Origin of the sequence: Pseudobythopirellula maris, from assembly GCF_007859945.1 — a bacterium.
In the GTDB taxonomy this organism is placed as follows: Bacteria; Planctomycetota; Planctomycetia; order Pirellulales; family Lacipirellulaceae; genus Pseudobythopirellula; species Pseudobythopirellula maris.
The window spans coordinates 1,436,808-1,461,070 of record NZ_SJPQ01000001.1 but is presented as its reverse complement, the minus strand read 5'-3'; the positions used below and the strand labels follow the sequence as shown (position 1 = coordinate 1,461,070).

Annotated in this window: 16 protein-coding genes; 9 read left to right on the top strand and 7 right to left on the bottom strand. The window is 64.0% G+C overall.

Features of this window, described 5'->3' with window-relative positions; translation table 11 throughout:
- The first annotated feature begins 4 nt into the window (after window positions 1-4).
- A complete protein-coding gene (locus Mal64_RS05415; protein ID WP_146397810.1) occupies window positions 5-823 on the top strand; it encodes a hypothetical protein in 819 nt (272 codons plus the stop codon).
- A 164-nt stretch (window positions 824-987) separates the two neighbouring features.
- On the opposite strand, the gene Mal64_RS05410 is transcribed toward Mal64_RS05415, so the two are convergent.
- The 4 genes from Mal64_RS05410 to Mal64_RS05395 all read right to left on the bottom strand — a co-directional run bounded on the left by Mal64_RS05410 (window position 988) and on the right by Mal64_RS05395 (window position 5,582).
- Entirely contained in the window at window positions 988-1,707 is a 720-nt protein-coding gene (locus Mal64_RS05410) for an RluA family pseudouridine synthase (protein ID WP_146397808.1), read from the bottom strand.
- A gap of 105 nt (window positions 1,708-1,812) precedes the next feature.
- The gene (locus Mal64_RS05405; protein ID WP_146397806.1) at window positions 1,813-2,595 is read right to left on the bottom strand and encodes an SDR family NAD(P)-dependent oxidoreductase; all 783 of its coding nucleotides are present in this window, start codon (window positions 2,593-2,595) and stop codon (window positions 1,813-1,815) included.
- On the bottom strand, window positions 2,592-3,968 hold the full coding sequence (gene hflX, locus Mal64_RS05400) for a GTPase HflX (protein ID WP_146397804.1): 1,377 nt from the start codon (window positions 3,966-3,968) through the stop codon (window positions 2,592-2,594). Before hflX ends, Mal64_RS05405 begins: the two co-directional genes overlap by 4 nt.
- A gap of 219 nt (window positions 3,969-4,187) precedes the next feature.
- The gene (locus tag Mal64_RS05395; RefSeq protein ID WP_146397802.1) at window positions 4,188-5,582 is read right to left on the bottom strand and encodes a BBP7 family outer membrane beta-barrel protein; all 1,395 of its coding nucleotides are present in this window, start codon (window positions 5,580-5,582) and stop codon (window positions 4,188-4,190) included.
- A gap of 903 nt (window positions 5,583-6,485) precedes the next feature.
- Between Mal64_RS05395 and Mal64_RS05390 the strand changes: the two genes are divergently transcribed.
- The 8 genes from Mal64_RS05390 to Mal64_RS05355 all read left to right on the top strand — a co-directional run bounded on the left by Mal64_RS05390 (window position 6,486) and on the right by Mal64_RS05355 (window position 19,529).
- Complete coding sequence (locus Mal64_RS05390; protein ID WP_146397800.1) at window positions 6,486-13,325, top strand: GEVED domain-containing protein; 6,840 nt, start codon at window positions 6,486-6,488, stop codon at window positions 13,323-13,325.
- A 240-nt stretch (window positions 13,326-13,565) separates the two neighbouring features.
- Window positions 13,566-13,823 (top strand): hypothetical protein, encoded by a 258-nt coding sequence (locus tag Mal64_RS05385; RefSeq protein ID WP_146397798.1) that lies wholly within the window; start codon window positions 13,566-13,568, stop codon window positions 13,821-13,823.
- A 132-nt stretch (window positions 13,824-13,955) separates the two neighbouring features.
- Window positions 13,956-14,309, top strand: a complete 354-nt coding sequence (locus tag Mal64_RS05380) for an STAS domain-containing protein (RefSeq protein ID WP_146397796.1) — start codon at window positions 13,956-13,958, stop codon at window positions 14,307-14,309.
- Between the two features lie 60 nt (window positions 14,310-14,369).
- Window positions 14,370-14,807, top strand: coding sequence for an ATP-binding protein (locus Mal64_RS05375; protein WP_146397794.1), 438 nt, complete (start codon window positions 14,370-14,372; stop codon window positions 14,805-14,807).
- 124 nt (window positions 14,808-14,931) lie between these two features.
- Window positions 14,932-15,585 (top strand): adenylate kinase family protein, encoded by a 654-nt coding sequence (locus Mal64_RS05370; protein ID WP_146397792.1) that lies wholly within the window; start codon window positions 14,932-14,934, stop codon window positions 15,583-15,585.
- Between the two features lie 250 nt (window positions 15,586-15,835).
- Window positions 15,836-18,262 carry an MMPL family transporter gene (locus Mal64_RS05365; RefSeq protein ID WP_146397790.1) on the top strand — a complete coding sequence of 809 codons (2,427 nt, stop codon included), beginning with the start codon at window positions 15,836-15,838 and terminating at the stop codon, window positions 18,260-18,262.
- A 281-nt stretch (window positions 18,263-18,543) separates the two neighbouring features.
- Window positions 18,544-18,921, top strand: coding sequence for a response regulator (locus tag Mal64_RS19680; RefSeq protein ID WP_197525470.1), 378 nt, complete (start codon window positions 18,544-18,546; stop codon window positions 18,919-18,921).
- Window positions 18,918-19,529 carry a hypothetical protein gene (locus Mal64_RS05355; protein WP_146397786.1) on the top strand — a complete coding sequence of 204 codons (612 nt, stop codon included), beginning with the start codon at window positions 18,918-18,920 and terminating at the stop codon, window positions 19,527-19,529. The genes Mal64_RS19680 and Mal64_RS05355 overlap by 4 nt, the downstream gene beginning before the upstream one ends.
- 97 nt (window positions 19,530-19,626) lie before the next feature.
- On the opposite strand, the gene Mal64_RS05350 is transcribed toward Mal64_RS05355, so the two are convergent.
- From Mal64_RS05350 to Mal64_RS05340, 3 genes are all read right to left on the bottom strand, one after another.
- Window positions 19,627-19,866 carry a SlyX family protein gene (locus tag Mal64_RS05350; RefSeq protein ID WP_146397784.1) on the bottom strand — a complete coding sequence of 80 codons (240 nt, stop codon included), beginning with the start codon at window positions 19,864-19,866 and terminating at the stop codon, window positions 19,627-19,629.
- A complete protein-coding gene (locus Mal64_RS05345) occupies window positions 19,863-20,291 on the bottom strand; it encodes a DUF423 domain-containing protein (RefSeq protein ID WP_146397782.1) in 429 nt (142 codons plus the stop codon). Before Mal64_RS05345 ends, Mal64_RS05350 begins: the two co-directional genes overlap by 4 nt.
- 164 nt (window positions 20,292-20,455) lie before the next feature.
- Entirely contained in the window at window positions 20,456-24,004 is a 3,549-nt protein-coding gene (locus Mal64_RS05340; RefSeq protein WP_146397780.1) for a general secretion pathway protein GspD, read from the bottom strand.
- Window positions 24,005-24,263 lie beyond the last annotated feature (259 nt).

Genomic DNA, 24,263 nt, shown 5'->3' with positions numbered 1-24,263 from the left:
AATCATGTCTCTCCACCGCACCTCCCTCGGCCTGATGCTGACCCTCACGCTCGCCGCCATCGGCATCGGCCAACAGCCCGCCGCCACCCAAACGCCCCTGGCCACCAAGGCGGATGGCTCGATCGACATCGACCGCCTCCGCGACCAGACACTCGCTCGCGCCCTGCCCGGCATGCCGCTGACGCCATTGCCGGAGGCGAACCAAGGCCTTGAGATGCTCTCGCTGGCGAGCTGGGGCCTGGAGCTGGCGCCGTTGCCGACCACGCTCAAACAGTGCCACGAATCGCTTTCCGACGGACGCGGCATGCTGATCACGAAGATCGACCCGATGGGCTCCGCCCAACAAGCCCGCTTGGTCCAAGGCCTCGTGCTGTTGTCGGTCGATGGCCATCCGGTGATGGACCTCGCCTCGCTGCCAACGCTCGACCGCCCGCGATCGATCGAGATCCTCACCTCCGAGGGCGTGCAGCAGGTCGAGGTGCAACCCAGCCCCGCGTTCGCCGCCCTGCCACAGGCTGGAGGGACACTTAGCTCGCTGCTCGGCTTCACACAATCGAGGGCCTACAGCGGAACGCCCCAGACGACTTCCGCCCGCAGCTACTCGGCCAGCGGCATGGCGTCGAGCTACTCGGTTGCGAGCCCTTCGGCTCCTTCCGCTTCGGTTGCCGTGGCGAACGGTCAGTACGCCATCGACGTGACGGTGTCGACCGCCAGCGGTCCGCAGCGGGTCCATCTTGAAGGCGACCGGCAGGAGGTTGAGCGAGAGCTCAACAAGCTGCCGCAAGACATCCAGACGCAAGTCCGCCAGAGCACCGGGCTCTGAGAGCCAACCGGGCGTCAGCGTCTTAAAGCAACGAGAGGGCGTTTCGCATGCGAAACGCCCTCTCTCCTTTTATAGGCGTAGCGAAGTTCTCCACAGCCGCCGACGGAAGTCGTCGGTTAACGCCATGGCAGGTTCAACCACCGACTCCTGTAGGCGAATGTGGCTTAGCCCGCAGCGGCAGGGAGTTGCAACGCCTCCCAGCTAGCCGGCAGCGGCGCTGTGACCTCGACCCGCTCGTCGCGCATCGGATGACGCAAGCCAAGGAAGCGGGCGTGCAACGCGATGCCCCGTTCACGCAGGTCAACCGCTTGGTCGCCGAACAGACGCTGCGAGCCGTATTGCGAGTCGCCCCAGATGGCGTGTCCACGCGAGGCGGCTTGCACACGGATCTGGTGCGTGCGGCCGGTCTCGAGTTGGATCTCGAGCCACGTGCCTTCCTCGGTGGCGTGCAGCACGCGGTAGTGCAGCACGGCGAGCTTGCCGCGTGGGTCGTCTTCCGGCACGACAATCGACTGGCTCATGCCGTGCCGCTTGTGCAGGTGGTCGGTCCAGGTCCCTTGGTCGGGAGACACCCGGCCCTCGACAAACGCCCAATAGGTCTTGTCGACCGTGCGCTGTTGGAACTGCGCCGCCATGCGGCTGGCGGCCCGCACGTGGCGGCCGAAGGCGATGCAGCCGGTCACCGGCCTGTCGATGCGGTGAACAATGCCCAGGTAAATCTTGCCGGTGGTGTTCTCACGCTGCTTGTAAAACTCGCGGACGTGCAGCTCCAGGCTGTCGATGCCCACAGGAGCCTGGGTCAGCAATCCCGCGGGCTTGTTGATCACCAGGCAGGGGCCGTCGTCGTAAAGCACGTCGAGCGCGGAGTGGGGCGAGTTTGGCATCGTGCAACACTTGGGCAATAGCCAACGAGCTACATTCGTCGGAGGCGTTTGGGTAGAAGTCCGACGAGCGTGGCTCGTCGGCTTATGGTCTTCGGCAAGAACCGCTCAACCGTAACGCCGCAACGCGCATCTCACCAGCCTGGGGAACAGGCGGTTCGCCAGCACCATCGCGTGGGCCGCGCAACCAACGACGATCTCACGCCGCCGCCATTTCATCGCTCTCACGGTGCGCCGGGCCACCCGCTCCGGCGTCACGCCGCGAGGTTTGCCCCACGGCGGATCGTTCCGCTTGTCGACCACGTGGTCGAAGAACTCGGTCGCCACCGTGCCGGGAGAGACCAACAGAAGGCCGATGCCCGAACGGCGTAACTCCGGGCGGATCGCCTCGGACAGGCCGCGGAGGGCGAACTTGCTTGCGCAATACTCGCTGTTGTGGGGCGCCCCGACATGGCCCAGGACCGAGCCCATGTTCACGACCAACGGGTCGTCGCCATCGGCGAGCATCGGCGCCGCCCCGCGTATCAGCTCAGCCGCGGCGAACAGGTTCAGCTCCATCACGGAGCGCAGCCGGTCGGGATCGGAACCGACAAAACGCCCCAAGGCGCTGACCCCGGCGTTGTTGATCAACAGGTCGAGGCCGCCGAACTCGGCCTTGGCGGTCTGCAGCGCCGCAGTACGCACGATCGGATCGGTGACGTCGCCCGCGCAAACGACCGCCTCGCCCCCGAGGCGTCGCGCCTCTTCGGCGACGCCGGCCAGCTTTTCCTGGTTGCGGGCGACGAGAACCAAGCGGGCGCCCTCCCGGGCGAGCCGCAAAGCGAGGACACGGCCAATGCCCGTCGAGGCGCCGGTCAGAACCACACGTTTGTCGCGGAGCGAGCGTCTCAAGCCACGTCGTCCATCGCGCTGTCCGACAGGGCATTGTCACTAGCAGGCAAGACAATGCCGCCGTCAACATTGCCGCCGCCCAGCACGCCCGAATCGCTCGCCGTGCGGACGACGACTTCTGCGTCTCCGGCGGCGATACGACCGAGGTATTTCTTCGGCACGCGGCAATGGATCGCCACGCGGTCTTCGTTGAAAGTGCGGCTGAGAATCTCGCCGTGCTTGGCCAGGTAAGCGAAAAGCTTGCCGTTGCCGACGGCTGTCACGACATCGGCTTCGACAAAGCCTTGGCTGAGGGCCTCGCTCACTGCCGACTCGAGGCGGTCGAGCCCGTCGCCGGTGTGGGCGCTCACTCGCACCGATCCGGGGTAACGGCTCTCGATCACCGCCAGCTGCTTGTCGTCGGCGTTGTCGGCCTTGTTGAGCACCAGCAGGGTGTCCTTTTGGTCGATGCCGATCTCGGCGAGCACCGAGTGAACCGCCTTGATCTGATCGAACACGGCCGGGTTGCTGGCGTCGGCTACATGCAGCAGCAGGTCGGCCTGGCGCGCCTCTTCGAGCGTCGCCTTGAAGCTCGCGATCAAGCGGTGAGGCAGGTCGCGGATGAATCCGACCGTGTCGCTCAGCAGCACCGGCCCCCAGCTCGGCAGCCGCCAGCGGCGGGTGCGCGTGTCGAGCGTGGCGAAGAGCTGGTCCTTGGCGTAAACCTCGCCGGCGGTGAGTCGATTGAGCAGCGTGCTCTTGCCGGCGTTCGTGTAGCCCACCAGCGAGACCGTCATGCGGTCGCTGCGCGCGGCGACCTCGCGTTCTTTGCGTCGGAGCACCTTCTCGAGGTCGCGTTTCAGGTCGACGATGCGGCGCTCGACCAGCCGGCGGTCGGTTTCGAGCTGCTTCTCGCCCGGGCCACGCATGCCGACGCCCATCTTCAAACGCGAGAGGTGGGTCCACATCCGCTTCAGACGCGGCAGGGAGTATTCGAGCTGCGCAAGCTCGACCGCCAAGCGGGCCTCGTGCGTTTGCGCGCGGGTCGAGAAGATATCGAGGATCAGCTCGGTGCGGTCGAGCACCTTGACCTTGGTGGCTTGCTCAAGATTGCGAACTTGGGCCGGCGAGAGGTCGTTGTCGAAGACGATCACGTCGGCCTCGGCCGCGGCGACCATCTGCTGGAGGCTTTCGAGCTTGCCCTTGCCTAAGTAGGCGGCCGGGTCGGGCGCCTCGCGGCGCTGGTGCAATCGACCGACGATCTCGGCCCCCGCCGATTCGACCAAGCCGGCGAGCTCGGTCAGCGGTTCAGACTCTTCATGAGAATCGGGCAGCTGGACGCCGACCAGCACGGCCGACTCGCTGTGAACACCCTTCTTGCGGTCGATTTCCATTAAGTGGTGCTTATCCTCCTAAGAATGATCCCGGTCGTAATCTGATCACCGGGCCTATCTATTTAATTGTACCCCGGAGTTCCTCGTGGGGGACACGATAAAACGAAGGGGAGAAACGCTCAAGACGCCGTTTTTTATGCGGAACCACGAAAAAACGCCCCGACGGCTGGCGCCGTCGGGGCGTTGGTTATGACGCTCTGAGTGCCGAAATGGTTCGGATCAGTAGGTGCATTCCAGACCCGCGTGGAAGCCGTGGTACAGGGCTTCGCCATTGTCGGACACCGGCGCGGCCGCCGGTGCACCAGGGACCTCGCCGTAAGGCTCGGCGCCCAGGAAGTTGTCGCCGGCCAACGCGACGTTGTTCAGGTACAGGATCTCGTACCCGCCCTTGAGCGAGATGCTCGGCGTGACGTTGGCGACGACCGAGAGCTTCGCTTCGCCAAGGAACGACACCAGGCTGTCGGATCGCCGCGACGAACCAACCGCGGTGGAATCGGTCGTCGATGGCGAGATATTGGTTTTCTCGTCGTAGTTGTTGCCGAAGATGCCCGCTTTCACTTCGCCGCCAACGCGGATGCCCTGCCACACGGTGATCCAGCCGTCGCCGCCCACTTGGGCGCCGACCAGCCGGTTCTCAACCTCCGTCTCGATCGAGATCGAGCCTTGCCCCGCTTGGCTCGACTGCGAGAAGAAGCCTAGCGCCTCGTCGAGGCTCGTGTAGCGAAAGCCGGCCAGGTAGGTGCCTGTGATTCTGGGGCTGTGGCCGACCCAGTAGCGACGGAAGTTCGCCTCGACCGACTCCAATTCGTGGTCGAACGTGTAGCGGTGGATCGAAGCCTGGTCGATCTGGGCGAACACGTCGTCCACGGTCGCAGGCGTCGGGCCGCCCGGGTTTGCCGTGCCGTAGGCGCTGAAAATGCTGAACAGCTGCCTGCCGGGCCCGGCGCCTGGGTTGGGATCGTTCGCCGGCACGTTGAACACCGAGCTCTCATCGCTGTACAGCGCGCTGTAGCCAAATTCCATCACCGAGAGGGCGCCGACATCAATCCGTCCCACGATCCGCCAGCCGTTCATGTCGTTGGACTCGATGTCGCTCGACCGGATCGCCGAGTTCTGATCCAGTTCCGCCTGATCGTTCGGGTTGTTGGCGAAGCCAAAGGTCGAGAGGACCGTGTCGCCGCCAAACGCATCGGTATCGCGAGTGTAAAACAGGTACTCGGTAGAGAAATCGAAGTAATGGGGGCCGCACTGCTCGCTCGGGCCAACGGCGCCGTAGCCAGCGTCGTAGCCGGAAGGTGTCCCCATCATGGCGGCCATCATGCCGCCGCCCATCGGCCCGCCGCCGCCCATCGGACCACAACCCATTGGGCCGCAACCACTTCCGCAGCCGTATGCCTGGCTGAAGCTCGCTGGCGTGACCGAGTCGCCGTGGGCGTTCGTCCATTGCCCGTTGTTCATGGGGCCAGCAGCCATCGGGCCGCCGGCGACTTGGGCGCCGTAAAAGGTGGGCGGCACGTAGCCCTGCTGTGCGAGCGCTTTGTGGGCGCTGAGCATGACCCCACACGCCATGGCTGTTCCCCAAGCGAACAAGCCGATTGAGATCGCTTTTTTCATGTCCGTTCCCCCGCTTCGGTGCGGCGTGACCGCCTGACAGTACTGAAAAGGGTCTGAATCCAAGGCAGCAGCCGCCCTGAGTTAACCCGAATAGGTTAATCTCGGTCGTTCTCCCAGCACTTTTCAGGGTGCATAAGCGGTACGACCTGTATCTCCGTGGCTCTTCATCGGACCGCTACGACCCAGGGAACCAGTTGATTCGTCACAGTCGTCAAACTTTTCGGGACTAGTTTTAGCCGGCAACGGCGAACCCAGGGGGAAGCAGCGATTCCGCTCGCATCCGCGATGTGAAAATGGGGGGATTGCGTGACGTTCAGCTCGGCTTTGGGCCTTTCGTTACAGGCCTTGTCCCCGAATCGGGCTCACTACTGGAGCGTCGCGGGGGGCCGTACGCATGAGGTAACGCGACACCCCAAGCGGAGCCCACGTTGCCGCGTAAGAACTCAACAGAAAGCGGGGCGTCGACTGAATCCGTTTCATTGACGCGATTTACGACGCCAATTAATCTGCAAGGATCGAAGAAGCTGCCCAATTTGCCTCTCTTATGAGGCGTCGTCGGGCCAGCAACCCAAAAGATTCCCCAGTACCTAGCGATTTGGCTTGGGAAAGGTCTGCTCAGGGATGGCTTGATTGGCATGTACGCCAGACGTTTCGCCACGGCGAGACAACCGGTTTCCCTAGGCAATCGACTGCTTGAGTTGCACAGGGAAAACAGTGCTAGCAACGAACCTGCGAACCTACCCGTGTTGCGGATCCGCCTGACGACCCGCTGAAGACACGCCAGTCTCTCCCTATTCCGGAACAGAAGAACCGTTCACGCGGCGCCGAGTCCTTAGGTCCTCAGTGACCTTTCCTGACAGGCCGCCGCACGACGACCAGCGAAGCCAAGGATCGAAAAAGACCGTGAGCAAGAACCGCAAGAGCCGTTCGGGAGCCAGCCGTTTCAGCCCCTTGTTGGGCGGCAAGACCACACAAGCTCGCAAGGCGCCGCGCCGGCGTGCGAAGAGCCGCAACGTCGAGCGGCTCGAAGAGCGGCAGATGCTCGCCGCCGATTTCATTCCCAACGATCCTTACTTCAGTGACCAATGGCACCTGCGCGCCGACGGTCAGCTGGTGCTCCAGCCGGACTCTGATGTCTACCTCGATACCTTCGCGGTCCCGGGGGAAGACATCAACGTGACCGGGGCTTGGGGCCAAGGGGTCGACGGCTCCGGTATCCAGATCGCGATCATCTCGGGTGGCTTTGCTCTCAGCCACGAAGACATAGCCGCGAACATCCGCACCGACCTGCAGATCGACCTGCTCGCTGGCGGCACGCCGGCTTACTCCGACCCGACCGACGTGAACGGCACGGCCCTGGCTGGCTTGGCGGCCGCGGTCGGCAACAACGGTATTGGCGGCGTCGGCGTAGCTTTCGGCGCAGACATCATCCCGATCCGCATGATCCCCGGACAACTCGATGGGGTGGCGTTCGACTTCACGTCGCCCGACAACGTGACGGTCGCCAACGACGCCTACCGCTATCTGGCTGGCATTCCGCTCGACACCGACGGCGACCAGGTGATCGATGCGATCGTCGCGCAAGACATGACGGACATCTATCTCCACGGTTACTTGATAGAAGACGTCTCGGGCAATTTTGACGGGTCTGCCGATCGCATGGACCCCGAACTCATCGAGGCGATCCGCGAGACCGCGCGGCTGGGCCGATCGGTCTGGCTCGACGTGGACGGAGACGGCTTTGTCGACGAGGGAGAGTACCGCAGCCTCGGATCGATCCATGTCGTTGGCTCCGGCGACAACAACGGCCCGGACTATGTCGATGCGTTTGAGAGTCTCGGCAACTTCGAGTCCTCTCAATACGACCAGCTCGCCAACTCGATCTACACCATCACGGTCGGCGGCGTCGATCACGGCGGTGACTACGAGAACCCCGAGTCGGGCTCGATCAGTCCGGTCTGGGAGACCGGTTCGAACGTGCTGCTGGTGGCGCCGGTTGGCTCCCGATCGACCCTCAACGTTGAGGGAGAGATCGGCCAAGGCAGCGGTTTGGTCACGACCGACTTGCCGGGCGAGGATGGCAGCAACGTGTTGCCGTTCGTGAACGACGAGTACGACAACGACTACTTCATCGATACCGATTACATGTCGAACTACAGTTCGACGACCGCCGCCGCCGCCCAGGTGGCCGGCGCCATCGCGCTGATGCTCGACGCGAACCCGAACCTCAGCCGCCGCGATGTCGAGAAGATCTTGCTGATGTCGGCGCGTCAGAACGACCAATTCAGCACGACCTGGGTCACCAACCCGTTCCGGGCGTTCGTCGACCCCGATTTCGACATCCCGCTGTACCACTACTACGACATCGACCTCGATGGTGACGGCGAAGCCGACATCGAGGACGCCGTTCTGCCGAACCTCGAAGGTTTCGATCCGTTCTTCGAGGGCGATGTCGACGACTTGTACACAACGCCCGAAGGTGATGTGGCGTTGCCCGTCGATGGGGACGACACCAATTACCCGTTCTTGCCCGCCTACAAGGCGATCTTCGCCAACATTCCCGACTTCGATCTGCCGGCGGTTCTGTCGCCCACCATCGTGGTTGATGAGGATGGCGAATTCATAGACCCCGATGGAAACGCGGGAGTTCCGGGGACCTCTTACTACGTCTTCCCATACATCGATATCTCTGCGATCCAGACGGGTGAAGGCGAAGGGGACCCGCCAGTGCCGATCTTCCCGACGATCTTGAGCTCCTCGGGCTCGTCCGCTGTAACGATCCCGGTTGATCCGCTCTTTGTCTTCCAGGGGTTGTTCGATGACGACGTGGACTCGGGGGGCGGCTTCTTTCTCACGTTCCCCGAGAATGAGCTCAGCGTCCCGCTGAATTTTGAGAACGGCGCCGGGTTCACGGTGAGCTACGGCTACGGGCAGCAGCTCGAAGAGACCGGCTACGCGCACGGCGTTTTGGACGTCAACCTTGCCGTCGAACTCGCTTTGGCGTGGGATGTTTTCGATCAGTACGTCGACGACACAAAGACGCTCACCTCAGGCGTGCTCGGCGGGAACGGCTCCGTTTTTAGGGTCCAGCCGCGGGCGTTCGCCGATCTCGACCCGGATGGCGAAATCCAGATGATCATCCCTGGCGGTCTGAACGGCGGTAATATTAATACGGGTTTTTACAATCAGTTCTCCGAGCCTTACGCGTTTGAGATCATTGAGGACAACGACGGCAACGAGATCGGATCGGTGATCACGGGGGCGCCGTTCTATAATCCCAACGGCGATGTCAATCTGAATAGCGGCCGTGGGCTCCCCAGTTTGCCGCTCGAGTTCGATCCGAGCATCACCACCGATTTCCTTTCGGTCGAGTGGGTTGAAGTCACGCTGCAAATCGCTAGTGGTGATATCGAGCACCTGAATATCTCCCTGGTCTCTCCGGACGGCACGCAAAGCGTGCTGAGCCCTTACCGTTTGCAGCCCGGAGACGGCGGCGCGCCCTTCGTGTTCCAGACTCCGCAGGGGGACGAAGGCGCGGCCATCCCCGGCGATGATGTGATCGACGATTTTATCGTCACAGGAGAAGGCCTAGGTTTCCTGAATGATCCGACGGGCCAATCGCCTTTCCAGCAAGTTGGCGGCATCGATTTCGGCGGAGCTACTCCCGTGGCAGGCGGTGAGTTCTGGACTTTCACCACCAACCGTCACTTTGCGGAGTTGTTCGCCACCGAGCAGGCCGCAAACTGGCAGCTCGTCTTCGAGAACTGGGGCGACGGCGCCGTTACTTTCGAGTCCAATCTTCAGGTGAAGATCCATGGCACCGAGGTCTCCGGAACCCGCATCCAGGGCAAGGTGGGTGTTGATGACAACGCGCAAGGGATCGAGGGTAGTGATCACCTCGCGATGATTGGCGCCGGCGTCGACAACGACGAGAACTTCAACTTCGAGCGCCACATCGAGCTCGGCGAAGTCCTGGTGACGACCGACATCGGGACCACGATTACGCAGACCGTGGTGCTCGACGACGCGTTCGATTCGGTGCACTACGACAGCGGCATCTACCAGAGCCGCCTCCCCGACACGGGAGAAGAGTTCGCGTACCCGGTGGTCGACCGAGACGCGTACATGAACCAAGATTCGGCGGCCATGATCGGCTCGGTGCAGACCTTCATCCAAGAGACGACGGGCCTTCCGACCTCGATCACCGCGGTGGACGTCTCGCTGCTGACCACGAACGGCGAATCGATCACCTATCAGAACTTCGATTACAGCCAAGAGAGCTTCGCGTCGAACGTCACGGTGGCTGCCACGCAGTTCGAGGTGGAGTACGACGCGACGGGCAACGCCATTTCACGGACCCCGACCGGCAAGGTTCAGTACTTCACGACCGGGGCCGACGGCAACTACTACTTCGACGTCGAGTCCACGCCCTTGCCTCCCGATCCGGTCGATCAGCCCGGCGCCTACTGGGAGTGGTTCAGCGATTTTGGCAAGACGCTCGAGTACGAGATCTCGATCGACACGTCTCAGGATGCGTCGCTCGAGGATCGCATCATCGCCCGTTCTTACGCATCTACACAGGATGTCTTGGAGAGTGGGTTCAGCAGTTTCGAGTACGACAGCTTGCAGAAGCAGTACTCGGTGTCGGTGTTCTCAGGAGACGCGCAACTGTTCGGTGGTGACCCGGCCAGCCTGGGCTTCACGTCAGTGGTTAAGGAACTCAACTTCCTGCTCGAGATCGACCCGGCCGCCACGTTGGTCGACGTGTCGGGCGTGGTGATCAGCGACTTCGACGGCAACGGGGCCGCCAACAGCTTCGATACCGCGCTCGAGGGCGTGACGGTTTACTACGACGCCAACGAGAACGGCGTGCTCGACGTGGGCGAGTCGACCGGCGTCACCGACGAGAACGGCGCCTACACCTTGTCGCTCTCGATCCCCGGCGAGCAGGACGTGACGATCCGCGTGGTCGAAGCCGACGTGGAGTCGGCCCTAGGCGAGTCGTTCTCTTACGTCGCCCCGCTCAGCGGAGCCGTGACCACGCTCACCGACCAAGGCGACGCGATCTCGGCCAGCTTCTACGTGCAGCCGGACTCGGGCGTCGGGGCGATCATCGACGGCTCGATTTACGAGGACGTGAACGACAACCAAACGCAGGACAGCAACGAGACCGCGCCCGGCCTCAGCTTCCGGGTTTACATCGACGCGAACGGCAACCAGAGCTACGACGCCGGCGAGGTGTCGACGATGACCGACGCCAACGGCCAGTTCCGGTTGAACCCGGCCGGCGGGTCGACCTACACGGTGCGTGTCGATCTCTCCGGCGCCGAGTACCGTCAGACGACGCCCGACAACGGGGCGGGGGTCGCGGTGACGATCAACGCCGGCGAGGCGACCGACGGCGTGACCTTCGGGTTGTTCGACCAACGGACCCAGGACTTCGGCGACCTGATCTACGATCCCGCCTCGGGCAAGCGATACCCGACAACTCTGGCCAACAACGGCGCCCGCCACACGGTGGTGCCCGGCATTTTCTTGGGCTCGGGCGTCGACACCGAGGTCGATGGCATCCAGAGCACCGACGCCACGGGCGACAACCTCAACGGGGCCAACGACGAGGATGGCGTGGTGCTGGTCAGCCCCCGCATCTTGCCGAACTCGACCGTCACGTTTGACATCACGGCCACCGGCCTGAGCGCGTCGCTCAACGCGTGGATCGACTTCAACAACGACGGCGACTGGGACGACCCGGGCGAACGGATCGCCGACGACATGTTCTTGGTCTCGGGCGAGACCAACCGCGTCTCGTTCGCCACGCCCTCCAGCGTGAATATTTCGGCCTCGCACTTGGCCGCTCGCTTCCGTTGGGGCAACTTCGGCCTGGGTTACACCGGGGCCGCGAGCACCGGCGAAGTCGAGGACTACATGCTGGCCACCAGCCAGGTGGTGACGGTCAGCGGCCACGTGAACCTCGATTTCAACAACAACTCGGCCTACGACGCGGCGACCGATTCGCCGTTCACGAACGTCCGCGTTTACCACGACGCGAACAACAACGGGCAGTTCGACTTCGGTGAGCGGAGCGACACCACGAACGCGAACGGCCAGTACGTGTTCTCGATCACGCCCACGGGCACGAGCACGAACGCCCGGATCCGGATCGACGAGAGCACCCTGCCGGGCGACTACACTTACAAGTCGCCCAGCAGCGGCATGTTCGAGTCGACCGTGCTGCCGGGCTCCACGGTCGGCGGCCGATTCTTGATCCGCCCGACCGGCGGCCTGCCGGGAAGTCTGACGGGCACGGTCTTCTACGACATCGACGGCGATGGCTTGCAGGACCCGGGCGAGCTCGGGCGTTCGGGCGTGGCCGTGCAACTGTACGGCGCCGACGATGCGGACGGTCTTTACAACGACCTGAAGCTCACCGCCATCACCGACGCCGACGGCAACTACACGTTCAACCCGACCCAGAACAACACGTACCAGGTGGCGCTGAATCTCAGCGAGACCACGCTGATCCAAAGCTCTCCGATCGGGGCGCGTACGGTGGTGGTACAGGACGGCACGACCACGACGGTCGGCCTGTTCGGTGTTGACGACGCTCCCACCGGCGGCGGCGCCGTGGGCACGCAGGATTACGGCGACCTGTTCGTCGACGCGACCCACAACTACCCCACGCTGCCCGCCAATAACGGCGCCCGTCACACCGTGGTGCCCGGCATCTACCTGGGAGGCGGGGTCGACACGGACAGCGGCACGCTCACGTCAACGGACGCCACGGCCGACGACATCGCCGGCACGGACGACGAGGACGGCGTCACCCTGCTCAGTGATTCGGTCGTCCGCAATTCGACGATCGACATCCAGATCACCGCGACCGGGGCGGCCAGCTCTTCGCTCAACGCGTGGATCGACTTCAACAACGACGGCGACTGGGATGATCCGGGCGAGCAGATCGCCGACGACATGTCGCTGCTCAACGGCACCCACACCTACGTGTTCGCCACGCCGAGCGGTGTTGGATCGGTGGCCGCCGACGCGATGATCGCCGCTCGCTTCCGCTGGGGCAACTTCGGCCTGAGTTACACCGGCAGCGCTACTGCCGGTGAAGTCGAGGACTACTACTTCGACACCGACCTGAGCACCATGGGCAGCGCCGGTCCGATCCGGGGCGACTACAACGGCGACGGCGCCGTCGACAGGGCCGACTACGACGAGTGGGTTAGCACCTACGGCTCGGCTACCCAACTGCAGGCCGACGGCAACCTGGACGGCGAGGTCAACGGCGCCGACTTCACGGTCTGGCGTGACGCCAAGGAGGTTTACGACGCCCAGCAGGCGGCTGCGGCGCTCGCCGCTGCGAACGCCGTCGCTCCGGAGCCGATGGCCGCCGAATCGGTTTCGGCTCCTGTGGTCGAGCCGATAGTCACGGTCGTTGATTCGGGCCCGATCGAAGAATTCGCAGACGACGAGCCGGTTGTCGCCGCTGCGGTCTTTGGCCCGGGTGTCTACTACCACAACGACCCGCAGGCCTCGACGTTCGCGGGCGGCGGAGCGGCGGTCGAAACAACTCCCGATGCCGAATTGCTCGACTCGGCCTTGCTCGAGTGGTCGATCGACGCCGACGGCGAGGAAGACGAAGACGACTCGGCCGCCACGTTCGACGAGTCCGAGGGCGAAGAGCTGACCGAGTCGGCCTTGGCGCTCGCACTGGGTGACGAAGAAGACTCGCTCTTCTGATCGCTGCTCAATTTCAGCTGATGAATCCGCCGGGGGCGGGGCGGGAATTTCCCGCCCCGCCCCCGTTTTATTGATTTTGGCGGCTGTGGCACGGGGGGATGGCCGTTGGGGACGGAGGAATTGATACAACCGGCAGACACGACGCAGGTCTCGATCCCAACGCTGTTGCCCGCCGATGGTAAGAAGGAGGAATCCCTAAGTCCCTGCCTAGCCGGGGAATCTAGCCATCAGGAGGGCGCCATGGAGATGAACCGAAACCAGTACTTCTTCCTGGCCATCATATTGGTTCTGGTCGGGCTGCAGTTCCGTGCGGTAGACGCTTACGTGCTCACGTCGGATACCACACAGTTCCTCGCCGAGCGTCTCCAGCGCGGCGCGGCGGTGTCGGCCACCGGTATGAAAAAGGTGCTGCAGCCGCCGCCATGGCTCGGCTGGTGCCTGATGTCGGTCGGGGCGGTGTTGTTCTTCCACAGCCTGGCGATGAAGAAGCCCGACTAGTCGCCTCGCCTCGATTGCACCCGTGGGGGTAGGGTTGGGTTGACAGCTAGGTGTGGGGGGATAAGCTCGGCAGATTAGGAGCGCCGCCGCTCCCGATCGGAAGCCAGTTCCCCACCCACGCCAATCGCCGCCATGAGCTCGCCGAAACGCCTGCACTTGAATCCGTCGGGAGACGTGACCGTGGTCACGTTCACCGACTCGAAGATCATCCACGAGGGTGAGATCCAGGAATTGGGCCAGGAGCTGTTCGACCTGGTCGAGCGTGACGGTCTGAAGAAGATCGTGCTGAATTTCGCCCGCGTGGAATTTCTCTCTAGTGCGGCCCTGGGCAAGCTGATCAGTTTCGAGAAGAAGGCGCGGAACCAGCAGGCTCAGCTGATCCTGACGAACATCCGACCGGAGATCTACGAGGTGTTCGCGATCACGAAGCTCACGAAGCTCTTCAAGATCAAAGACGACGAGGCCGACGCGCTAGCGGTGCTCTGAGCCAGGGGGCGAGAGCCGGCTGCTGCCGCTCGGCGCCCGACCCCAACCCGAGGCGGCCCGGTGAGCGAAGAGTGGACCTGGAGCATCGAGTCGGAATTCCCGAGCACCCTGGGCGCCCACCTGCCTGTGCTCGAAGAGGTTTTGCGACGCATCGCCGACCTCGGCTGGGAGGGCCGCGACTACTTTGGCGTGCAGATGACCCTCGAGGAGTCGCTCACGAACGCCATCCGCCACGGCAACGAAGCGGATCCTTCGAAGACGGTGCGGGTTTCTTGCAAGGCTTCTCCGGAGCGTTTCTGGCTGCGGGTCGAGGACGAAGGGGAGGGGTTCAACGAAGAGGACGTGCCCGACTGCCGTGAAGAGAGCCGCCTCGAACGCCTGGGCGGCCGCGGCATGCTGCTCATCCACGCTTACATGGAAGAGGTCCACCTGAACGATTGCGGCAACGTGATCACGGTTCAGACCCACCGCGGCTACGAGGGCCCCAGCGACATTTGACCGGCGCGGCGGCGTGGGAGGATGAAACGCTTGTGAGGATTGGCGTCGCGTTGCGGGAGGCCGATCGCGCAGAAGCATGCGGTAGCGGCCTGACCGGGCCGCCCCGGGTTGCTACCATACCGCGATGCACAAGTACGTCATCATCGGGGTCCAGGGCTGCGGCAAGGGAACGCAGGCCAACCTGCTGGCCGAGCGGTTCAACCTGACGCACATCAGCGTTGGTGACATCTTCCGCTCGAACATCCAACGCCACACCAAGCTGGCGGCCCGCATCAAGCGGATCATGGATGCCGGCCATCTGGTCCCCGACGAGATCGTCGACGAGGTCGTGCGAAAACGCATGGACGAGCACGACTGGAACTACGGTTTCGTGCTCGATGGTTTTCCCCGCAACCGGGCCCAGACCGAGTTCTTTCTCGAGAGCTACGACATCGACGCCGTGATCCGGATCCTCGTGCCAGACGAGGTGGTGATCCAGCGGGTGCTAGCCCGGAGGCTCTGCGGCTCGTGCGGCATCGATTACAACCTGATGCACCACCGCCCGGCACAGCCCGACCGCTGCGACGTCTGCGGCGGCGAGTTGGTGTCGCGGGCGGACGATGTGGAGGAGACGATTTGCAAGCGGATCGCCGACTACCACACCCACACGGAGCCTGTGATCGATCTATTCCGGCGTAAGGAGCTGGTGTTCGATGTGGACGGCGATCGACCAATCCCCGACGTCCAGAACGAGATCCGACGCCGTTTAGCGCTGCCACTCGACGCGGCCGAGGCCTGATACTCATGGAACTGAACCCCTCCTGCACGGCCGCTTTGACGGGTTGTCTCTTGGCAGCACGCCGTGGTGGCGATACGCTTAAGCCTTTGGCGCTCCGAGGTTTAGGCGCCCGACCCCATTCGCCGAGCGGCCCGATAGCCACGATGGTTGTCCCCTACAGGCCCCGGCACACGCAAAGAATCAAGGACGGCCCCGAGCGGATCGCCGCGTCATTGCGCCGCCCGTTCCCTCAGCGACCTCCCGCCCCGCCATGTCTCTGAAATGGCTAGCCAATCTGATCAACCGTCACTGGGCGCTCGTGCTGATCGCCTGGGTGGTGATGGTGGTCGTGTTGAAACTCGTGGCTCCCTCGTGGGATTCGATCGCCAAAGATGGCGACCTCGATTACCTGCCGAAGGAAGTCACTAGCCTGCAGGGCCAGGAACTGCTCCGTGAGGCGTTCCCCAACGAGAAGGCCAAAAGCCAGGCGGTGCTGGCGCTCTCACGCAATGGCGGGGAACTGCAACCCGAGGACCGCGCCTTCGGTCTGAAGCTATCGAAAACCCTGGCCAATACGGACACGTTGCCGCTGGTCGATGTGTGGGACGAGAAGACCCAGGTGGTGGGCGGCATGCTTGTCGCGCCGCAGAACAAGGCGGTGATGGTCGTGGTGCGTCTGACCAACGGCCTGATGGATGTCGACAACGTGCGATTGCTGGAGATCGTGCACGGTGTCGTTGACGGCATGGAGAGTGAAAGGCCCGACGGGCTGGAGGTGAGCATCTCCGGCTCGGCGATGATCGGCGGCGACATGCGTTCCTCGATCGAGGAGAGCCTGTCCAACACCGAGCGGACCACCGTGCTGCTGGTGCTCGTTTGCCTGGTTGCCATCTACCGGGCGCCGCTGCTGGTGCTCGTGCCGCTTGCGACGATCGCCGTCTCGATGTCGGTGGCGAACGACGTGGTCGCCCTGCTGGCGGACAATTTTGGGCCGGACGACTACGCCTGGTCGGACTTCAAGATATTCACGACGACCAAGATCTTCGTGGTGGTCATCCTGTTCGGCGCCGGCACCGACTTCTGCCTGTTCCTGATCTCACGCTTCAAGGAAGAGCTCGTCGAGGGCGCCGAGCCGGGCGAGGCGCCCGGACGGGCGTTGCTCAACGTCAGCGGCGCGTTGGCGGGCAGCGCGTTCACCACGATCCTCGGCCTCTCAACGATGGCCTTCGCTCAGTACGGCAAGTTCGTCAGCAGCGGGCCGATCATCGCGGTCTGCTTGTTTTTCGCCCTGCTGGCGTGCATGTCGTTCGCGCCGGCTCTGCTGCGGGCGTTCGGCAAGCAAGTGTTTTGGCCCTTCGGGCTGAAGCTGCTCGAGACAGAACATGTGGGCGAAACGCCCGCCGAGAACGGCTTCTGGGCCTGGGTCAGCGACCAGGTGATGCGCCGCCCCACAACGATCTTGCTGCTCAGCGCATGGCTCGTGGCGCCGTTCATCTTCATCGGCTTGCGGGTGGGGGTGACTCACGACTTCATGGCCGATCTGGCGCCCGACCGCACCTCGGTCGTGGGCGCCGAGAAGCTCCGGGAGTATTTCAGCCAGGGGGTCATCGCGCCGATGACCGTTGTCGCCGAACTTCCCGAAGACTCGGAAGTTGATCTTGGCAGCAGCGACGGCCGTTACACGATTGCCAGGCTGCACACGCGGCTGCTGGATCAAGAGGCGGTGGACGACGTCCGCAGCGTCTATCTACCCACGGGCGGCGACCCGAGGCATCGCCGCACCCTCGGCGGCGGCGGCCTGCAGGACCTCACGGCGGCGGGCAGCCCGATCACGGCCGAGGCGTTTGTCTCGCAAACCGAGCCTTACGCCGGCAAGGTGACCCAGGTGAGCGTGTTGCTCAACCTCAATCCATTCTCCAAGGCGGCCCGCGACGCGATGCCGGGGCTGCACGCCTCGCTCAAGGAGTTCGCCAAAGAGCAGACGATCGACGGCGAGCCCAACCCGTGGCACGGCGCCCGCTTCGAGCTTGTCGGCACCACGCCCGGCATGCGTGACCTGGAGGTCGTGACGAACTCCGACCGCTGGCGGATCCAGATCCTCACCGTAATCGCCGTCTACTTGGTTCTGATCTTCCTGCTGCGTAAGCCGTTTGTCTGCGCTTACATGATCCTCACGGTGCTCTTGAGCTACTGGGCGACGCTCGGCATGACCGAGATCTTCTTCGAGTGGCTCTACGGCGACACGTTCCGTGGGCTCGACTGGAAGGTGCCGATCTTCCTGTTCGTGATCCTGATTGCGGTGGGGCAGGACTACAACATCTATCTGGCCACCCGCGTGTTCGAAGAACAGGCCCGACTCGGCGCCAGGCGGGGTCTGCGGCGTGCGATTGTCACGACGGGCGGCATCATCACCAGCTGTGGCGTGATCATGGCCGGCACCTTCTTCTCGATGGCCACCGGCACATTGCGTGGCATGGCCGAACTCGGGTTCGCTCTCGCCCTCGGCGTGGTCCTCGACACGTTCTTCGTCCGCACCGTGGTCGTGCCGAGCTTCTTTGCTCTGCTGGCGCGGGTGCAGGAGCCCCTGCCTCTAGAGGGCGCCGCCGAACCGGGTGGGCAGCACGCATCCGACCGCAAGGCGGGCGTGAAGCTTCGGGGCGATGGCTCCACGGCGGGTCACCGCGCTTCGGCCAGCTGAGCGATTCGCTCGCTAGCTTCTCTACGCGTGGGTCTCTAAGGGGCGTCTGTCCCAGCTAAATTACGGCGTCTTGGCGCTGTAGTTTGCTAAAAGAGGGGGGGCGGCTGCAAACCGTGGCTTTGTGGATATCCGCTTTCTCGCCTGCCTGGCTCCCACAGCATTCCTGTGCGGCCCTGCGTGCTACTTTTTTAGTGACGCTACTTTTCTCTTGGCGCAGAGGCAGAGCACACGACCCACCGCCGTGTGCTCTCTCGCCAACGAGTGTTACCAAGGAACCAGCCGTGCCACGCATTCTCGTTGTTGACGATTCCCGGCTTACCCGACGTGTGATTATCGGCGTGCTGACCGCCGCCGGTCACGAGGTCGTGCAGGCCGGCGATGGCGAGCAAGGCTTCGCGCTCTTCCAAGAGCAAGAATTCGACTGCGTGATCAGCGACCTGCTGATGCCGGTGCTCGATGGGTTTGCCTTGGCCGAAAAGATCCGTGCGGTGGATTCTCGCATACCCTTGCTGGTGGCCACGGCCGACATCCAGGAGCACTCGCGTCAGCGGTGCAAGGAGATCGGCGTGACGCTCGTGCTGAACAAACCGCTCAGCAGAAAACAGATCGTCGGGGCGGTGGACAAGGCAATCATGGACCGTCAAACGGTGGAGTCTTGAGTCTCAGCCCGAGCCAGATCGACGCACTCACCGAGGCGGTGAGCATCGGCGTGGGGCGTTCGGCCTGCTCGCTTAGCGACATGATCGATCGCTGGGTTCATCTTCACACGCCAAGCCTCTCGGTATGTAATCCCGGCGGCTTGTGTGACGCACTCGACAGCGACGGCGGTCCTTACGACACCGCGGTCGTGTTGGAATTCGCTGGGGAGATCAATGGTCGGGCGATGCTCGCCTTCTCTCAGCAGAGCGGCGCCGAACTGGCCCGCATCTTCGGCAATCAGGTGCAGCGAGACAGTGGTCCCGGTATCGACCAGTCGGCCATTCTGGAGGAGATCGGAAACGTCGTGCTCAACGGCGTGCTTGGCTCGATCGCCAATCTGTTCGAAATCGGGTTCGCGTACCAAACGCCCTGCATTCGGACCGCGGCGCACGCCTACGATATGATGGCCCTCAAGTGTCCGCTGCAGGCAACCTGCAGTCGTTTCTGCATGGTGTCCGACGCCGTTTTCGAAGTGGCGCAGAGCGAGATCAGCGGGTCGCTGATGCTGTCGTTCTGCGCGGGCGAATTGGCGACCCGTCTCGATGGGCTGCAATTGACGGTTGAGTGATGTTGGCCGTGCGCGAAAGGCTGCCCGTGCGAGAGAGCATGGATTCGGCGTGGGCTTTGGCGCTAAGGCGACGGATCACAACGCAGCCAAACGCTTCTCAATAGTGCGGAGGCTTCTCGTCCACGGGACCCTCGGCTCCCTCGAGCGAATCCGACACGTTACGTATCGCCGTTTCGATTTGGGTTTGCTTCAAGGCGTGCCGATCGACCTCCATTCGCAGGCCCGTGATCACCTCATTCAACTCGTCGAGCAAACGCTGTTGATGGGCGACCTCTTCCTCGAGCTTGGCGAGGCGAGAATCGGTTGGGTCGTGCGGCGGTACTTCTTGCGGTTTCATGCGTGCGTTTCCTGCGAGGGCTCCGGATTATTGAAGGCGGCGGCCGCTATCAATCCCCAGGCGATAATCATCGTCAGGCCTCCCAGCGGCACGATGGCGCCGAGCCATCGCCAACCTTCACCCACGAACGCTAAAGCGTACAGCGGCGTGCTAAAGAGCAGGGCGCCGACGGTGATAGCACAGCCCGCCGCTCGCAGCGGCCAGCCGCCACGCTGTGAGCGCAGGCCGAGGGCCAACAGGAAGAGAGCCGCGAGCATCTGGTAGCGCACGCCGGTCTCAAAATTCGCGATACGCTTGGCGAGCTCCTCGGCTTCGAAGCCCCGGGCGGCCAGTGTGTCCGTCAAGCCGTGGGCCGCGTAGGCGCCGAACGCGATGCCCAGCGAGCCGAGCAGAGAAGCAGCTATCAATGTGAGACGCGGTGGCATCGGCGGTAGTGCTGGGGGGCGTGGGTATCGGTGAGATCATTTTCTCCCATTCAACCGCCCGCTGCTCCCGCCGGCTAGGGGCGAAGGGTGCGCAAAAAAACGCCGCCGCTTCCCGGGGAAGCGGCGGCGTGGATTCTCAAGCAAGACGCCGGCTTATCGCGGGATCAATTTCCCGCGATGCCGAGACGCTCTTCTTCCTCTTCTTGGATGATGATCCGCGGCGTGACCATCATCATCAGGCTGTCGGTCTCACGACCGATGCCGACGTTCTTGAAGAGGCGGTTGATGTAAGGCACTTTCGAGAGCAACGGCACACCGAACTCGCGGCGTCCCTCGCTCAGGCGTTTGATGCCGCCCAGCAGCACCGTGCCGCCGTCCGGCACGCTCACCGTGGTGGTGACCGAGACGAACTGGAAGGTGGGCAGCTGCACCGTGGTGCCAGCGATCACCGTGTCGTTGCTCGCGTTGTTGGTGGCGTTCTCGTTTTCACCGTCGCCGTCCTGGTCGACCTCCGTGCTGGCGCTCGACGCGCTCGTGGACGAGGAGCCCTCGAACGTGAAGGTGTCGACGTCGCCGATCTCGCTGAAGAACGGCACCACCGTGAGCCGGACGTACCGCCGGTCGTCGGACACCACCGCCTGGATCGACATGAGCGTGCCCTCCGAGAGAACCACGATCACCGGCTGCTGGGCAGCCGCGAACTCGCCGACCACCGGGATCACACTGATCACGAAGGGCGATTGCGAGGTGTCGCTGACGAACGCCTGCTGGCCGTTGAACAACGTCACCTTCGGGGCGTTGAGCACGTTGGTGCGCGAGTCGCCTTGGGCCGCGTTGATCAAGAAGTAAGCCTCGATGTCGCTCAGGATGGCGAAGCCGAACGTCGCCGCCTGGGTTGGGTCGAAGCCGCCAAACTGGGGCAACGCCACGTTGAAGTTGCCCTGCCTGAAGGGGATATCCAGGTCCGCCGTGAAGCGGGGGAAGTCGTTCAGCACCGGGGCCTCGAGGCCGACGGTGGCGCTAGCCCGAGGGGTTTCGAACTGGGCGCCGGGCGTCAGGTCGGGGTTGCTGGTCCCGTCGTTGATGTTCAGGTCGAAGTCGATGCCGATCCGCTCGAAGAAGCTGTCGCTCAGGCGGATGAAGCGGACCTCGATCGTCACCTGCAGGTCTTGCAGGCGGCGTAGCTGACGCAAGAGATCGGCGATCTCTTCGTGGACCGCTTGGGTTTGGCTCACCACCAGGCTGAGGTTCGTGGGGAAGGGGCGGATCTCCGCCTCGCCGCCGCCGTTTTCGGCCCAGGTGTCGGTCGCCACGGTCGAGACGATCAGGTCGATGAGCGAGTCGAAGTCGGCCGCCGCGGCGCCGCCCAACCCGCCGGGGCCGGTGCTGACGGGCGTCGATTGCCCGCCGCCGCCGAAGCCGCCGCCGCTGAAGTTCTGGGCCAGCACGTCCTGGCCGCCCACGCCGCCGCCCGCTCCGGGGGCGCCGCCTTGGCGGTTGTTCGCCAGGGCGATCGGGCCGGGAGCCCCCACGCCGCCGGCGCCGTAGCCGGTCACCGCGAGAGCGTCGTTGATCAGCCCTTGCAGGCCGATGTTGTTGCTCGGCACGAAGTTCGGGATCGGCACGACCAGGTCGGCCACGTAATAGGTCTGCGTCTTGACGTCGCCGTCACGCAGCGTCTCGCTCGTGATCTTCAGCACCTCGTCCTTGATCGTGTAGCCCAGGTGCAGCGGCGTGAGTAGCAGGTTCAGGGCGCTCTTGAGCGTCACCGGCGTGTTGAGGTTCAGCGACACGGGCGTGTCGGTCGAGATCCCCTCTTGGCTCAGGCCGCGCGGGTCGAGGTGGATGTTCACCCCCGCCATCTGCGAAAGGCTTTGCATCACCTCACTCAGCGGACGCTCGGTGTAGCGCGGCTGCACCTCGGTCTTGAGACGCTGCTGGATCTCCAACTCGCGGGGCGAGCGGCGCTCGTTCTGCTCGGAGAAGCTGGAGCGGTTCTCTACGTCGCCCCAAGTCTTTGCATTGAAAACCATCTCTCGGTTGTCAAACACGTTCGGGATGGCCGATTCTTCGACGTCGTTAAACGCGTTCCAGTTGCCGGTGTCGCGGCGGTCGCGGAGGTCTTGGTTCATGATCTCGCGACGGATGAACTTGGCGTTCTGCCAAACCTGCTGGGCGATCGGCTCGGTCGGCGCCAGGTCGAACAGCCGCTTGGCCACGACCTCGGCCTCCTCGTAGCGCTGCTCGTCGAGCAGCACATTGAACTCGTTGACCAGCTCGGCGATCTTCTCACGCACCTTCGCCTTGGCCGACCGCTCGCGGTCGATCTCGGCCAGCACGGCGGCGTTCTGCTCGTCGAGTTCGATCTCCGAGCGGTTGTTCTCGATGTAGGTCTTGGTCTCTTCGAGCGATCGGTCGATGCGTCGGACCAGCAGGTCGCGGTGCTCGGCGCTCAGCTCCGATTCCATGACTTCCTTGCGGGCGGCCTGGAGCATCTCGAGCGAACGACGGGGCTCGCTCTCACGGATCTCACGGGCGTCGACTTGCGCCTGACCCACGGCCGTGGAGAGCTGCCGGCTGAGCACCTGCTGACGCTGGTCGGCCGTGTCGATGAGCGAACTGCTCGGCACGCCGGGCACCTGCTCCAAGCCCGAGGGCGAGAGCATCCGCAGGTGATCGTCCAGCCGCTGCTGGCTCTGCGGGTCGAGTTCGTCACGCTGCGACTGAGCGGCGACGAAGTACTCCCGGGCGCGATTCATGTTGCGGTCACGCAACGCCTGCTCGCCTTGTTGGAGCAGGTTCTGCGGCGCCGCGGCGAGACGCGGGGAGTCCAGCGAGGGCGCGCCGAGCATCGGGCTCGGCAGGCGGGTCGCCTGACCGGCGGTGAGCGTGACGTTCGAGGCGCCGTTCTCGGCCGAGTAAATCGCCTGCGAGGCGCCGGCGCCCATCGGAACCGAGCCGCCGGCCGCCGTCACGGCGCCCGCGTCGACTTGGTACCGCTGACGCTGCAGGTCCCAGGCCAACCGGGCCGGGCTGTCTTCTTGCTCGCCGAACGACGATTCGGGCACGTTCCTGGTGCTGGCTTCGCCGGCGAGGATCTCGGCGGCCTGGAAGTCGCCGCGTTCCATCGCACGGCGTGCCTCGGCGATCAGCTCCTGAACGGCGGCCTTGGGGGTCGGCGTGGCGTTCGAGCCGCCGCCGCTGCTCGGCTGCTTGGCGACGCCGAGCGGTGACGCTCCCGTCGAGGGGGGCAGAGGCATCGGGGCGACGCCGTAGCGATCGCCGGCGTTCTTGGTGGTGTAGCCGTCGCTGGCGGCGTAGCCATTGAGCGGCGCCGCGGCCGGCTTGGCGGGAGCGGCGATCGCCCCCTCGCGGGCCAAGGAGTTGGCGTCCCGGAACGGGTCTTGCGATCCCGCCGGGGCGTTCTGCTTGGCGAACTCCAAGTCGCGTCGCGCCTTGGAGGGCTTGTCGCCCATGTGCAGCAAGGGATAGCTGACCCCCGATCGCTCGGTTTGGCTAATGAGTTTGTCCGCGCGGGCGAAGTCGCCGTCACTCATCGCTAAACGCGCCTGAGAGAGGAGCGAGTCAACCGCTTGGCGATCGAGGCTCGCCGTGGGGGCGTTTGATTGGGCCTGAGCGGCCCCCTCAAAACCCCACGACGCGGCGGCGAAGAGCAGTGCTCCGCAGGTCATGAACTTCCGTGTCGCGTTCAACTCAACTCTCCTTGTTGCGTTGGTTCGGTCGTGTGCGGACCGCCGGCGTCGCCTTCATCCATGAACGCGACGCGCTGACTGGCGCCATCCCTCGTGGGGAGGCGTCGGTAATTACTATCTCAGTCCCGTTTTAGGGCGTGGCGTCTTTCAACGTCTCGCCATCGGTGCTGTCGGCGTGACGGGGCCGCGCGGGGCGGCTCCGTCGGGTCGGGCCGACGAGCGGATAGCTAATTACGGGGAGGGGCCAAGGGCGTCAAGA

What these genes read in the sequence shown, in the direction of transcription:
- Mal64_RS05415 (WP_146397810.1), top strand. Translation starts at nt 5, where the DNA reads ATGTCTCTCCACCGCACCTCCCTCGGCCTGATGCTGACCCTCACGCTC.
- Mal64_RS05410 (WP_146397808.1), bottom strand. Translation starts at nt 1,707, where the DNA reads ATGCCAAACTCGCCCCACTCCGCGCTCGACGTGCTTTACGACGACGGC.
- hflX (WP_146397804.1), bottom strand. Translation starts at nt 3,968, where the DNA reads ATGGAAATCGACCGCAAGAAGGGTGTTCACAGCGAGTCGGCCGTGCTG.
- Mal64_RS05395 (WP_146397802.1), bottom strand. Translation starts at nt 5,582, where the DNA reads ATGAAAAAAGCGATCTCAATCGGCTTGTTCGCTTGGGGAACAGCCATG.
- Mal64_RS05385 (WP_146397798.1), top strand. Translation starts at nt 13,566, where the DNA reads ATGGAGATGAACCGAAACCAGTACTTCTTCCTGGCCATCATATTGGTT.
- Mal64_RS05380 (WP_146397796.1), top strand. Translation starts at nt 13,956, where the DNA reads ATGAGCTCGCCGAAACGCCTGCACTTGAATCCGTCGGGAGACGTGACC.
- Mal64_RS05370 (WP_146397792.1), top strand. Translation starts at nt 14,932, where the DNA reads ATGCACAAGTACGTCATCATCGGGGTCCAGGGCTGCGGCAAGGGAACG.
- Mal64_RS05365 (WP_146397790.1), top strand. Translation starts at nt 15,836, where the DNA reads ATGTCTCTGAAATGGCTAGCCAATCTGATCAACCGTCACTGGGCGCTC.
- Mal64_RS05350 (WP_146397784.1), bottom strand. Translation starts at nt 19,866, where the DNA reads ATGAAACCGCAAGAAGTACCGCCGCACGACCCAACCGATTCTCGCCTC.
- Mal64_RS05345 (WP_146397782.1), bottom strand. Translation starts at nt 20,291, where the DNA reads ATGCCACCGCGTCTCACATTGATAGCTGCTTCTCTGCTCGGCTCGCTG.